The sequence below is a fragment of the Nonomuraea sp. NPDC049655 genome, from assembly GCF_044465465.1.
GTDB lineage: Bacteria > Actinomycetota > Actinomycetes > Streptosporangiales > Streptosporangiaceae > Nonomuraea.
In genome coordinates this window covers 207682-220081 of record NZ_JBITLS010000013.1, presented here as the reverse complement: position 1 = coordinate 220081, position 12400 = coordinate 207682, and the positions used below count along the sequence as shown (strand labels likewise).

At 68.0% G+C, this 12400-nt stretch carries 12 protein-coding genes; 10 read left to right on the top strand and 2 right to left on the bottom strand.

The window, feature by feature from the left end:
* Positions 1 to 240 precede the first annotated feature (240 nt).
* Positions 241 to 858, bottom strand: coding sequence for a hypothetical protein (locus tag ACIBQ6_RS36775; protein WP_397217672.1), 618 nt, complete (start codon positions 856 to 858; stop codon positions 241 to 243).
* Positions 859 to 1864: 1006 nt separating this feature from the next.
* Here ACIBQ6_RS36775 and ACIBQ6_RS36770 point away from each other — a divergent pair.
* From ACIBQ6_RS36770 to ACIBQ6_RS36760, 3 genes are read left to right on the top strand one after another with little or no spacing between them, the layout of a single operon-like run.
* A complete protein-coding gene (locus ACIBQ6_RS36770) occupies positions 1865 to 2782 on the top strand; it encodes an ATP-binding cassette domain-containing protein (RefSeq protein ID WP_397217670.1) in 918 nt (305 codons plus the stop codon).
* The gene (locus ACIBQ6_RS36765) at positions 2779 to 4356 is read left to right on the top strand and encodes a hypothetical protein (RefSeq protein WP_397217668.1); all 1578 of its coding nucleotides are present in this window, start codon (positions 2779 to 2781) and stop codon (positions 4354 to 4356) included. The genes ACIBQ6_RS36770 and ACIBQ6_RS36765 overlap by 4 nt, the downstream gene beginning before the upstream one ends.
* Complete coding sequence (locus tag ACIBQ6_RS36760; RefSeq protein WP_397217665.1) at positions 4353 to 5117, top strand: ABC transporter permease; 765 nt, start codon at positions 4353 to 4355, stop codon at positions 5115 to 5117. The genes ACIBQ6_RS36765 and ACIBQ6_RS36760 overlap by 4 nt, the downstream gene beginning before the upstream one ends.
* Positions 5118 to 5256: 139 nt before the next feature.
* Here ACIBQ6_RS36760 and ACIBQ6_RS36755 read toward each other — a convergent pair whose 3' ends face one another.
* The gene (locus ACIBQ6_RS36755; protein ID WP_358302519.1) at positions 5257 to 5382 is read right to left on the bottom strand and encodes a hypothetical protein; all 126 of its coding nucleotides are present in this window, start codon (positions 5380 to 5382) and stop codon (positions 5257 to 5259) included.
* Between the two features lie 799 nt (positions 5383 to 6181).
* Between ACIBQ6_RS36755 and ACIBQ6_RS36750 the strand changes: the two genes are divergently transcribed.
* The 7 genes from ACIBQ6_RS36750 (at position 6182) to ACIBQ6_RS36720 (ending at position 12391) form a co-directional block, all read left to right on the top strand.
* The gene (locus tag ACIBQ6_RS36750; RefSeq protein WP_397217663.1) at positions 6182 to 7174 is read left to right on the top strand and encodes an AraC family transcriptional regulator; all 993 of its coding nucleotides are present in this window, start codon (positions 6182 to 6184) and stop codon (positions 7172 to 7174) included.
* Positions 7175 to 7816: 642 nt separating this feature from the next.
* Positions 7817 to 8320 (top strand): thioredoxin family protein, encoded by a 504-nt coding sequence (locus tag ACIBQ6_RS36745; protein WP_397217661.1) that lies wholly within the window; start codon positions 7817 to 7819, stop codon positions 8318 to 8320.
* Between the two features lie 4 nt (positions 8321 to 8324).
* On the top strand, positions 8325 to 10139 hold the full coding sequence (locus ACIBQ6_RS36740) for an ABC transporter ATP-binding protein (protein ID WP_397217659.1): 1815 nt from the start codon (positions 8325 to 8327) through the stop codon (positions 10137 to 10139).
* Positions 10136 to 10582: a S26 family signal peptidase gene (locus ACIBQ6_RS36735; RefSeq protein ID WP_397217657.1), complete on the top strand. Its 447-nt coding sequence runs from the start codon at positions 10136 to 10138 to the stop codon at positions 10580 to 10582. Before ACIBQ6_RS36740 ends, ACIBQ6_RS36735 begins: the two co-directional genes overlap by 4 nt.
* Positions 10583 to 10641: 59 nt before the next feature.
* Positions 10642 to 10785, top strand: coding sequence for a hypothetical protein (locus ACIBQ6_RS36730; protein ID WP_397217655.1), 144 nt, complete (start codon positions 10642 to 10644; stop codon positions 10783 to 10785).
* A 182-nt stretch (positions 10786 to 10967) separates the two neighbouring features.
* A complete protein-coding gene (locus ACIBQ6_RS36725) occupies positions 10968 to 11111 on the top strand; it encodes a hypothetical protein (protein WP_397217653.1) in 144 nt (47 codons plus the stop codon).
* 152 nt (positions 11112 to 11263) lie between these two features.
* Positions 11264 to 12391, top strand: coding sequence for a hypothetical protein (locus ACIBQ6_RS36720; protein WP_397217651.1), 1128 nt, complete (start codon positions 11264 to 11266; stop codon positions 12389 to 12391).
* Positions 12392 to 12400: the final 9 nt, after the last annotated feature.

Below are 12400 nucleotides of genomic sequence, written 5' to 3'. Positions count from 1 at the left end.
GCGATGGAGTTGGTGCAGCCAGTTGAGCGGGGGTCGGCACGGTTGTGGGACGGTTTGGCGGGGGAGAGGTGTTCACCGGGCCCGCTCTGCTGCCGTGGGGATGCCGCGCACATCGTCACCGGGTCTCGGCCGGCTCGTCCGGAGGTCGCGACGGCGTCGTCCCGGAGGACGAGGTGCACGCCTGCGGCATCCCGGCCCATCTCCGGAGAAAGCTGGTCCAAGACGTCGCCGACGGCACGGTCAGCTTCGCATCCCCTCGACCGTGAGCACCCGCGCCGCCTCAGCTTCGGTCGCCGCGCGCACTTCGACGAGATCGTTCTCGTGGCGCAGGATGGTGACGATCCCGGTCAGCAGCGTGAGCCGGCGGATGCGGTCCCGGGCGACGACCTGCCGGTCGACGGAGAACACGGCGGCATGGGCGTTGTCGTCACTGCCCCAGGTCCAGGCGCGGCCGCTGACTCCGGGGCCCGGACGCAGCAGGACCGTGCGGACGTCGGAGGGCGCCAGCCGGTAGGTGGGCACGGCGTGCGGGTTCAGCTCCTTGCCGATGCGCATGCTCACGCGCAACTGCCTGGCGTACCGGTCGAGCTCCTTCTGCGACCAGGATTCGATGTTCGCGGGAAGGTTGCCGAGCATGTCGATGCGCAGGCTGCCCAGGGTCTCCTCGATCCGCCGCCCTGCTTCGATCGTCTCCTGGGGAACGAGGCCACGGAGGCGGCTCGGCTCGTCCGCGGTGGAGGGGGCGTACGGGAACAAGGGGCGGGCCTGCGGTTCGGGCACGTCGGAGGGATGCAGTGCTGGCCATTGCGCCGGCCGGGTCACGGGGGAGCCGAGGTCGAGCGGGAGGATGTCACGCATCCTGTCGGTGTCCCAACCGATCGCCTCCGGCTCCGCCCGCAGAACCGGGCCGGCGGCGGGCCCAGCAGCAGGGCCTGCCCGGAAGGGGCGCGCATGAGACCGCACAGGTGCACCACGCCGCCCGGACTGAGGCAGACGACCTGCCCGGCCTCGGCCCAGGGCGCACCGGGCGCCGGGGGCTCGGCGTCCCAGACCTCCAGGAGAAGCGGCAGCCCTGGAGGCCGGAGGGTGTGGGTGATCTGCGCGGCGACCAGGTCGGCGAGCGACCAGCATCGGTACTCGGCGATCGCTTCGTGCTCTCCGGGTTCCAGACGGTTCCTGCTGATGTCCTGGCTGTCAGTCCGGCACGGGATGACCAGGGACGACGATGTTGCCATCGTTGCGGACCTGCATCATGAGAAGCCGGTCATCGTGATCTGACAACACGACACGAGCACCTTGTCGGGTCTTCATCGGGTTGCTCTTTGTCCTGTTCGGCGCATGTGATCTCGATCGGATTCGATCTCCACCCGAATCGGCACGCTCGGTGGCGAACCTCCGGCTCGGCGCTCTGGCCGCCGACGCGGGTGACCACGAGACCGCGCAGGAACACTGGAGGAGAACGGCAGTCCCGCGCCGGCTCACTTTGCGAGCGTCCTGGTCGTCTGCGTGACCCACCTGGCGCTCACGCTCTTCTGGCCGGCCGTAGGCGTGCTCCGGCAACTGAGCCGGAGCCATGCGATGCGCTCAATGGCAGCGGCGAGGGCGGCCGACTCGACCGGCGGGCCCCAGGGGGTGCGGATCGGCTGACCCGCGTCCCTCCAAGGCCCACGAGGGTGGTGATGGCCAGCAGTCCGACGGCGGACAGCATGAGCATGGCGCCGTACAAGACGGTGAAGCGCAGCCGTACGGCGCACGCCGATCCTCGCCACTTTCGCGCGGGTTCCAGGAGGTTGGGCCGGACCTAACAGCGAGGTGACGGCCTCTGTTCGACCCGTGTTAGGGCCACGTCCGTACAACCGATCGCATGCAAGCAACCATCGACGTCAGCGGGCTGCGCAAAAGGTTCGGCCCGACCCTGGCGCTGGACGGCATGTCGTTCACCGTGCTGCCCGGCCGGGTCACCGGGTTCGTCGGCCCCAACGGGGCGGGCAAATCCACCACGATGCGGGTGATCCTCGGCCTGGACGCGGCCGAGGAGGGCCACGCGCTGATCGGCGGACGACCGTACACCAGCCTGCGCAACCCGCTCACCCACGTCGGCGCGCTGCTGGACGCCGGCGCGCTGCAGCCGGGCCGCACCGCGCGCAACCACCTGCTGTGGCTGGCTCACTCCCAGGGCCTGGCCGGCAGGCGGGTCGATGAGGTGCTCCATCAGGTGGGGATGCAGTCCGCCGCCCGGCGCAAGGCGGGCGGCTTCTCGCTGGGCATGCGCCAGCGGCTCGGCATCGCGGCCGCGCTGCTCGGGGACCCGCCGGTGCTCATGCTGGACGAGCCGGTCAACGGTCTTGATCCCGAGGGCATCGTGTGGATGCGCGCCTTCCTGCGGTCGCTGGCCGGCGAGGGGCGGGCCGTGCTGGTGTCCAGCCATCTGATGAGCGAACTGGAGGACACCGCCGACCATCTCGTGGTGGTGGGCAAGGGCCGCGTCATCGCCGACACCAGCGTGGCCGATCTCATCACGACCGCCTCCCGCGGCCGGGTCACCCTGCGGACGGCGGCGCGCTCGGAGGCGATGTCGGTGCTGGGTGACGCCGGCGCCACGACGGCCGTGGCCGATCGCGACACGATCGTCGTCTCGGGGCTGCCGTCGGAGCGCATCGTGGCGGTACTCAACGCCGGCGCAGTGCCGTTCTCCGAGGTGGCGACGCACCGGGTGACTCTGGAGCAGGCCTACATGGACCTCACCGCCGATGCGGTCGAATACCGGGGAGCGGCACGATGAGCGCCCTTTCACACCGCGCCTCACGCCGCTCCGAACCGCAGGCCGGGCGCGGAGAGTTCGGGCGGTTGCTGCGCGCCGAGTGGACCAAGTTCAGGACGGTGCGCGGCTGGGTGGTCGCCCTGACGGCAGCGGCGCTGGTCACCGTGCTGCTCGGGTTGCTGTCGGCGTCCAGCAACCACGCCTCGTGCGGCGCCGGTACGGTCGAGGTCGCCTGTCCACCGCCTCTGACGGGGCCGGATGGCGCAGCGGTGGACGACAAGTTCTTTTTCGTTCATCGGACGCTGGCCGGGGACGGCAGCATCACCGCCCGCCTCACCTCCATGACCGGCAAGATCCGTAAGCCCGACGTCACCCCAGGGGTGCGGAACGAGGTCGCCGGGCTCGTGCCGTGGGCGAAGGCCGGAGTCATGATCAAGGAAAGCACCAAGCAGGGCTCTGCCTACGCGGCGGTGATGATGACCGGCGCGCACGGGGTGCGGATGCAGCACAACTTCACCCACGACGTGCCCGGCAGGCCGGGCGGCGTCTCCCCGCAATCGCCGCGCTGGCTGCGGCTGACCCGCGCCGGCGACACTCTCACCGGGTACGAGTCCGCGGACGGCACCAACTGGACCCAGATCGGCACCGCGGCCCTGGCCGGGCTACCGGCGACCGTCCAGGTCGGGCTGTTCGCGACCTCCCCCGGCGATGTGACGGTCACGCAGGGGGATCTCGGCGGGTCCGTCGCGGCGGCCCGCTTCGCGGAAGCCACCGGCGAGTTCGACCAGGTCAGGCTGCAGGGCAGCGCGCCTGGCGCGTGGCGCGACGACGACATAGGCGTCAGCGTCGCGCCCGACGGGACCGAGCACCACCCGGGCCGCGCCGGCCGGGCCGGCGGCGCCTTCTCCGTCACCGGCGTCGGCGACATCGCGCCGGCCATCGAGGGCCAGGCTCCCGAACGTCCCCTCAGCAGCGCGCTGACCGGCCTGACCCTGGTGATCGTGGTGGCGGTCATGTTCATCACCGCCGAGTACCGCCATGGCCTGATCCGCATCACCCTGCTGGCCGGCCCGCGCCGCGGCCGGACGCTGGGGGCCAAGGCGCTGGCGCTCGGCCTGGTCACCTTCGCCGTCGCGTTGCCCGCCACCGCGATCACGTTCGCGGCCGGCCGGCGGATCCTGCTCGACAACGGCAACGCCGTCCTGCCGGTCTCCGGGTTCACCCAGGTGCGCATCGTGGTCGGCATGGCGGCGCTGTTCGCACTGGCCGCCGTGCTCGCCCTCGCCCTCGGCGCGCTGCTGCGGCGCAGCGTCGCCGCGGTCATCACCGCCATCGCGGTGATCGTGGTCCCGCACGTTCTCGCCACCACCTCGGTCCTGCCCGACGGCGCCGCGCAATGGCTGCTGCGTCTCACCCCGGCGGCCGGCTTCGCCATCCAGCAGAGCATCCCGGAATACGCGCACGTGCTCGGTCACTACGCGCCCATCGCCGGGTTCTACCCGCTGCCGCCGTGGGCCGGCCTGGCCGTGCTGGCCGGCCATGCCGCGCTCGCCCTCGGCTTGGCCGTCCTCCGACTCCGCCGGAGGGACGCATGAGAGAGCACCTGCACGCGGAGTGGACGAAACTGCGCACCCTGGCCGGCACCGGCCGGCTGCTGCTCACGATCGTGGTGCTGACCGTCGGCGTCAGCGTCGCGGCCTCCGCCGTCGTGTCCTGCGCCTCGGAAAGCTGTGGCTACGACCCCGCCGAGATCGGCCTCTTCGGGGTCCAGGTGAGCCAGGCGGTCGTCGCCATCTTGGCCGTCCTGGCGATCACCGGCGAGTACGGCACCGGCATGATCCGCCTCACCCTTACCGCCATGCCGGGCCGGACAGGCGTCCTGGCCGCGAAGGCGATCATTCTGGTCTGCTTGACCTCGATCGTCGGGAGCGTCGCCGTGCTCGCCTCCGCGCTGGCCGCGCGTCGCGTCCTGCTCGACAACGGCTTTCCCGCCGACGTGCTCCTTCTCACCAGCGGTCCCGTGCTGCGCGCCGCCGTCGGCTCGGTCCTCTACCTGGCGCTGATCGCCCTGTTCGGCCTGGGGGTCGGCGCCGCCGTACGAGACTCCGCCACCGCCATCGGGGTTGTGCTCGGCCTGCTCTATCTCTTCCCCGCCCTCATCCTCGTGATCGCTGATGATGACTGGCAGCGGCTGCTCTGGCAGATCTCCCCGATGAACGCCGGGCTCGCCATCCAGGCCACCACCCACCTGTCCACCCTCCCCCTCAGCCCATGGGCCGGCCTGTGCGTACTCACCGCATGGGCCACCGCGGCGCTCCTGGGCGGCGGGCTGCTCCTACGGCTGCGCGACGCATAGGGGCAGATGGCCGACCCCTCGGGTGGACAGGGACACCACTGAGCCGGCACCAGGGCTGACGGGAGTGGCGCCGCTGGGGTCAGAGCTCCATCCAGCGGCGCCCCCACGTCGGTGACAGTGATCTCGTTGTACGCATACGCTACGGCTGAGCAAGGGCGGCCAGGTTCACCACGCGGACGCCGGCGCCCTGCGTCCAGAAGATGACACCGCTACCTGCCGACCACTGCCTGCCACCCGACGGCAGCTCGGCGCCCTTGAAGATCACGGTCGTCTCCGTGCGGGCGTCGTAGATGTCGCCGAAGCCGGTGAAGAACCGATCCCGAAACGGGTAGCCACACTGCCCTTGACGGCAGTAAACCTCAAGGTTCGCCTCGCATCAGGTGTTGAGGGCCTGCGCTGCGGGCCGACGTGGTGTACCGGCTCCCCGGAGACGGCACCGTCAGCGGGGGTTACCAAGAGGTATGCGCCACCTGAGATGACTACGTACTGGAGTAGCTAATTCTTCGCATATAACCCGAAAGCCCTCAGTCTGATCGTCGATGGCGGCTCGCCGTCGCTATGGAAAGTCCGCGCCGAGCCGGTCGCTTCGTCTGTGGGGTCATCACCTTCCCGCGCAGCACACGACGCAGACAGTCTTCAGATGCGTCCGGCGCGTACCTGAAGCACTTCCGCGAACGTGTCGATGGCCTCGATGAACGGTCCGATCTCGTCGCCCGTGGTGCGAGCGGAAGCCGGCAGCGCCGGCCTGCTGCGCCTCGAACGTGACGACCGGCTCCTTGCGCGTGTCCGCCTGTTTTTGAGCAGTATCTCGACTAGCTGGTCGCGGTTGGGGTGGCGGTCCGACTTGGTGGGGTGGCTGGGGATCTCGTCGCTCCGGCATGGAATCGGGTCCGTGGCCGCGACCGGTGGGGGCGTCGTGCTTCGGACGGTAAACGGAGGTAGCCGATCACGCAGCGCCACGCCTTTTCGCGCACATATTTGTTTGACTGGCGCCCGCTGGGTCCAGCAGCTTCTACGTGTGCGATTCCGTGAATGTCATGACCGATTAACCGGAAGGGAACGGCGTGCACATTGATGATTTCGGCGCGGACAGGTCCGCGGAAAGCCGCTCCGCGAATGCCGCGCAGGCGCGCTGGCAGCAGCAAGGGGTCCTGGACCTCGCGCCTTCACTCATTCACAGCGACGAACCCGGTGAACCCGTTCTTCCCGGACGGGTGCTGGAGCTGCAGGGCGTGCAGGTGGCCATGCTGAACCACGGCCCTATCCAAGTACGCCGGCCGACGTCGCTGATCAGGCAGTTCGATCCGGAGGCGTACAACATCAATCTCTTCCTCGCCGGTGACGGGGGGTTGTCCCAGGCGGGACGGCAGGCCGCCATGACCGCCGGGCAATTCGTGGTGCTCGACACCTCACGCCCCTACGAGGGCTGGCGCAGGTGCGATCGGGCGAGCGCACCGCACTCGACGCTCACGCTCCAGATCCCCCGCCTGATGATGCCCCTCCCGTCGAACGTGGCCGACCGGCTGACCGCGATCGCCTTCGACACGCGGCACGGCATGGGCGCGGTCTTCGCCCGCTGGGTGACCGGACTCGTACGGGATCCCGGCTACTTCACCCACGACGACGTTTCCACCTTGGCCTCGGTCACCACCACATTGCTGGCCGCCGCACTGGCCCCGCACGCGAACAGCGCTCTGCATGACAGCTCCGAGGCCCGCCGACGCCGGCTCAGGTTCCAGATCGACGACTTCATCCAGCGAAATCTCGCCGATCCGGCGCTCGGCGCCGAGGCCGTCGCCGCCGCCGCACAGATCTCGGTACGGCAGTTGTACGAGCTGTTCGCCGAGTACGACCGGACCCCGGCGGCCTGGATCCGGCACCTTCGCCTGGAACGCTGCCGCCGGGACCTGGCCGACCCGAGACTGCGCGGCTATCCCGTCCACACCATCGCCGCACGCTGGGGCTTCACCGATCCGACCACCTTCAGCCGCGCTTTCCGCGCCGCCTACGGCGTGCCGCCTGGCTACTATCGCCGCCTGTCACACAGGGAGAGCTGATCTCGCCCGACCCCGGTAAGTCGAGGCTGCTGCAGGATTTGCCAAGGATGTCTGCAGGCCCGGCCAATGACCCGCACTTCGTGCGTGCGGCAAGGTGATGAACGTCAAGCCACTCCATCGGGCCGCTTCCGCAGCGCACATCCGCTCGGACTCATGACGATCGCCGACATCTGGCGAAAGCCTCAGCCTTTGTGCTGATGAATCGCCGTGCGGCGAGGTGAAAAGGCAAGGCGATCGCCGGCCGGTCAGGTGTGTCAGAAAAAAGTCTGGCGCATGACTCGCATCTCAATCTGGAGGAATGTCATGACCAAAGTCATACAGAAGCTGAGCGACAAGCTGCTTGTACTGTTCGTTCCTCGGACCACTGTCCACGCGGGATGTCCCCGGATCTGCGAGCAGGTCCCCATCTGCGGCGAAGGCAACAACTGCGGGTACCGGACCTGCTGCATGATCAGCGTGGGCGGTCGCCAGTGCGGCTGGGACTGCTGAGGATCCGATAGCCGCCGGCACGATCGGTGAGCGCCGTCGGCTCTGACGGAACCTCCGTCAGGGCCGACGGAGCCGCCCTTCCCGGCGGATCTGACCGCGGGCCCAGATTGCACAGGCCGCCCCGGCGGCCGCACTTCACAGGAGAGCTGGAACTTGCTTTACACAACCGTGGCCATTGGCCTCCTGAGTGCTCTTTCTCTGTTCAACCTCCTTCTTGTCTTCGGGGTTATTCGGCGCCTGCGGCAGCTTTCCGAGTCCGCGCAACAGCCGGCGCGTCTCGCGGTGGGCGACACGATCGACGACTTCTCCGCGATGACCACCCGGAACAAGGTGGTGACCGCCGGCTCCCTGCAGGACGGCACGGTGGTCGCCTTCATGTCGCCGACCTGTGGACCCTGTAAAGAAATTCTGCCGACCTATATGGAGTTCGCGAGCTCCTCGCAGACCCCGACGCTGACCGTCATGCTGACGACGGACGCCGACGCCGTCGAAGACCTGGGCCGGCTCGAGTCCGTCGGCGACGTGGCCGTCGAGCCCGTTCAAGGGGCGATCTCCACCGCTTTCGGGGTCACCAGCACGCCCACTTTCATCACTGTGGTCAGCGGGAAGATCGCCGACTTCGGCCTTCCCCAAGTCGCGGAAGGCGCTCTGGGCTAGGCACATGTGGAAGAAGATGAGCAACGGAACGCCCGTGCGAAACGCCCTGCCGGCCATTTCCCTCGCCTGGCGGGCGGGAGCGCCCTGGGCGACCTCGATCACCGTTCTCGCCCTACTCTCAGCCCTCATCCCCATCTCGATGGCCTGGCTGACCAAGCTGCTGCTCGACCGGCTGACCCACGGGGCTCAGTTGTCGACGGTGCTCCTTCTGGCCGGGTTCCTCGCGTTCCTCGGTCTGCTGATATCCGGATCCGCGGCGCTGCGCCGGTACTGCGACGCTGAGCACGACAGAAGGGTCAACCTGTACGCACAGGACACCATCCATCGTGCGGTGAACAACATCTCCGGGCTCTCCAAGTTCGAGGACCCCAAGTTCCTCGATCAGCTCCGGCTCGCGGCGCAGGCCGGCGGGAACACGCCGAGCCAGGTGTTCCAGGCGGCGCTCGGACTGTTCGCCGGATCGCTCACCATCGGCGGGTTCGCCGTGTCCCTGCTGCTGATCAGCCCGATGATGGCCGCGGCGACGATCGTCGGAGCCGTGCCCATGTTGCTGGCGGAGATCTCGCTGGCCAAGCGGCATGCCGTCCGGATCTGGCGGATGAGCCCCACCGAGAGGCGGGAGATCGCCTACAGCCAGTTGATCTCCACCACCGCGGCGGCGAAGGAGGTCCGCCTGTTCGGCCTGGGTGACTTCTTCCACATGAGGATGCTCAACGAGCGGCGGGCGATCGACGAAGAGAAAAGGCGCATGGACAGGGCGACCCTTCGGGTTCAGTTCGGGCTCGGAGTCCTGGGGGCAGTGACCGCCGGAGCGGGGCTGGTGTGGACGGCCGCGCAAGCACTGAACGGACGGCTCACCCTCGGCGACATCACCATGTACGTCGCCTCCATGGCCGGCGTGCAGGCAGGCCTTTCCGCCCTCGTGTCGCTGATCGCCTCCGCGTACCAGCAGCTGACCCTCTTCGGGCACTACCGGGAGATCGTCTCCCTTCCGGCGGAATCTCAGGCCGAGATCAGGAACTTGCCGGCCGCCTTTGATCGCATCGAATTCAAAGACGTGTGGTTCCGGTACGGCCCTGACCATCCGTGGGTGCTTCGCGGCATCAACCTGACCATTCCCTTCGGCAGCAGCCTCGGGCTGGTGGGCGAGAACGGCTCCGGAAAGAGCACCTTGGTCAAGCTGCTGTGCAGGTTCTACGAGCCCACCGAAGGCACGATTCTGTGGAACGGCGTCGACACCCGCGAGATCGACGTGAAGAGCCTGCGTTCCAGAATCTCGGCCGTCTTCCAGGACTTCATGGAATATGACCTCTCGGCTGCCGAGAACATAGGCGTCGGGGACATCGAGAAGATCGATGACCGTGCGCTGATCGAGGAGTCGGCCAGGCGAGCGGGCGTTCACCAGACGCTGGCCGCCCTGCCGAAGGGTTACGACAACCTGCTCACACGATTCTTCCTCGCCTCCGACGACTCGGAGGGCGTACGTCTTTCCGGTGGCCAGGCACAACGCGTCGCGGTCGCCCGGTCGCTGGTGCGAGAAGGCCGGGACCTGCTCATTCTCGACGAACCGAGCTCGGGCCTCGACGCGGCGGCGGAACACGACATCCACGCCGGCCTCCGGGAGTACCGCAAGGGATCCACCAGCATCCTGATCTCGCATCGCCTGAGCGCGGTTCGCGACGCGGACATGCTCGCGGTGCTGGCCGATGGCGGCATCGCCGAGTGCGGGACGCACAGCGAGCTGATCAGCCTGGACGGCATCTACGCCCGCCTGTTCAACCTGCAGGCCGCGGGTTACCACGAGACGGTACCCGGATGATCGTCCTTGCCGTGGCGGTCCTGGCAGGACTGTCCTTCGTTCTCGGCTACGTGCTGTTACGGCGGCATCGAATGATCGCGGTCGTGTCCGGGGTCAGCATGTTGCCGAGCTACCGGCCGGGAGACCGGCTGCTCGCACGTCGCCGGCGTCCGCAGGACGCACTTCAGGCGGGCCAGGTCGTCGTCCTGCGGCATCCGCGTCCGGAGGTGGACACGGGCTGGCTGGTCAAGCGCGTCGTCGCCGTGGCGGGTGACGTCGTGCCCGACGGGATCCGCTGTGACGTCATACCGAAGAACCAGGTCATTCTGCCGGGCGAGATCGTGCCTGAAGGGCACACGCTCATATTGGGCGACAATCCCGCGCACAGCATGGATTCGCGGCAGCTCGGCTTCATACCGCTGGAAAGCATAAGGGCGACGGTGGTCAGGCGGTTGAACCGCTGACAGCGTCCCTTTGCCTGATGACCGAACAACCCGCAACCGATTGAAGAGAGAGGTTTCACATGATGACCAACCGTACGGTCCAGATCCAGGATGCTCTGCTGCGGCTCGAAGAGCCGGAGAGCTCCGAGCAGGCCGTTTTCTCGGGGAGCGCCGGCTTCCCGCTCGCGACCTACAACATCGCCATTCCGCCGCGTAGCCGGTGAGCCGGGCAGGCGCTTTCGCTTTCTCGCCGAGCCGAGAGATGCCCTGCCTGCTCGGCCGACCGTCAACAAGTGCAGTTCATTCACTACGGAGGTGGCCTCGGTGGCTGCGGTAGTCACTGCGGAGGCGCGGGCCGGCGTGCCGGCGCTTCCGGATTCCTCTCCATGGAAGAGAAAGGCTTCACATGATGAGCAACCGTACAGTCCAGATCCAGGATGCTCTGCTGCGGCTCGAAGAGCCGGAGAGCTCCGAGCAGGCCGTTTTCTCGGGGAGCGCCGGCTTCCCGCTCGCGACCTACAACATCGCCATTCCGCCGCGTAGCCGGTGAGCCGGGCAGGCGCTTTCGCTTTCGCCTTCGCTCTTTCGCCGAGCCTGCGCGCGTAGCTCTCTCGGGCCGGTCCCCCGACCGGCCCGAGAGGTGCCCTGCCTGCTCGGCCGACCGTCAACAAGTGCAGTTCACTCACTACGGAGGTGGCCTCGGTGGCTGCGGTAGTCACTGCGGAGGCATGGGCCGGCGTGTCGGCGCTTCTGGACTCCTATCTGCGAATCTCGGCCGGCGATCAGCTGGTGATTCTGTACACGGCCGAATGCCGCCCGCCCGCGGCCTGGATCATGGTCGCGGCGGAGGAACGGGGGCTGTCGCCCGTCGCGCTCGCCATGCGGCCCATGGAGGACCCCTCTCTGGTCCCCCGCCTGCGCGAGGCGCTGCTTCCCTCGATGCGCCGGTCCAACAGGGTGGTGATTCTCACGCTGGAGAAGAACAGCGTGTCCCACTTCGCCGTTCTGCGGGAAGCCCAGGACCTGCTCGGCGACGACCGATGCGATGTCGTACGCGTCACCAACGCCGGTCCCGAGCTTTTCTCCCATGCCTTCAACACCACGCCCGCGGAGCTGAGCGCGTACAACGCCTCGCTGTACGGGCGTCTGCGGAAGGCGCGGAAGGTCACCATCCGGACCTCGCGTGGCACGCACCTGGAAATCGAACTCGATCAGGAACGTTTCACCTGGACCAGTAACCGGGGCACCCTCAGGAAGGGCGCCTTTCTGGTGCTGCCCGCCGGCGAGCTCGCCACCTATCCGGCCCGCATCAATGGACGCCTGGTCGCCGACGCCGCCTTCAACGCCAACATTTACACGACGCTGGATGCACGCCTCGGCGCCCGTCCCGTGACCGTCGACATCGTGGAAGGGCGGGCTGTGGACTTTTCGTGCGACGATGCCCAGGTCGCCGAACTGATCGAGATGTGCTGGGCCGTTCCGCACGCGCGCCGCGTGGGGGAGCTGGGCTTCGGCACCAACGCCGGCATCGACCGGCTCGTTCCGCTCAACTCCCACATCAACGAACGTTTTCCTGGCGTTCATGTCGGCTTCGGAGAACACAATCAGCCGTTCCAGATCGTCGACTACCGCTGCGACGTTCATTTCGATCTCATCGCGACGGGCGGCATCGTCACTCTGGACGACGGAAGTGAGATCGATCTGTCGAGACCGGCGGATGACGGGACACCGCATCCCGACGGTGTCAACGACGAGGACATCGACGGTGACTGCTGCGTGCTGAGCTTCGATCAGTGCAGAGTCCTCAGCCTGCCGGTCCGGAGCCGGTGATCCGCCTGG

What these genes read in the sequence shown, in the direction of transcription:
- ACIBQ6_RS36775 (WP_397217672.1), bottom strand. Translation starts at nt 858, where the DNA reads ATGCGTGACATCCTCCCGCTCGACCTCGGCTCCCCCGTGACCCGGCCG.
- ACIBQ6_RS36770 (WP_397217670.1), top strand. Translation starts at nt 1,865, where the DNA reads ATGCAAGCAACCATCGACGTCAGCGGGCTGCGCAAAAGGTTCGGCCCG.
- ACIBQ6_RS36765 (WP_397217668.1), top strand. Translation starts at nt 2,779, where the DNA reads ATGAGCGCCCTTTCACACCGCGCCTCACGCCGCTCCGAACCGCAGGCC.
- ACIBQ6_RS36760 (WP_397217665.1), top strand. Translation starts at nt 4,353, where the DNA reads ATGAGAGAGCACCTGCACGCGGAGTGGACGAAACTGCGCACCCTGGCC.
- ACIBQ6_RS36740 (WP_397217659.1), top strand. Translation starts at nt 8,325, where the DNA reads ATGTGGAAGAAGATGAGCAACGGAACGCCCGTGCGAAACGCCCTGCCG.
- ACIBQ6_RS36735 (WP_397217657.1), top strand. Translation starts at nt 10,136, where the DNA reads ATGATCGTCCTTGCCGTGGCGGTCCTGGCAGGACTGTCCTTCGTTCTC.
- ACIBQ6_RS36730 (WP_397217655.1), top strand. Translation starts at nt 10,642, where the DNA reads ATGATGACCAACCGTACGGTCCAGATCCAGGATGCTCTGCTGCGGCTC.
- ACIBQ6_RS36725 (WP_397217653.1), top strand. Translation starts at nt 10,968, where the DNA reads ATGATGAGCAACCGTACAGTCCAGATCCAGGATGCTCTGCTGCGGCTC.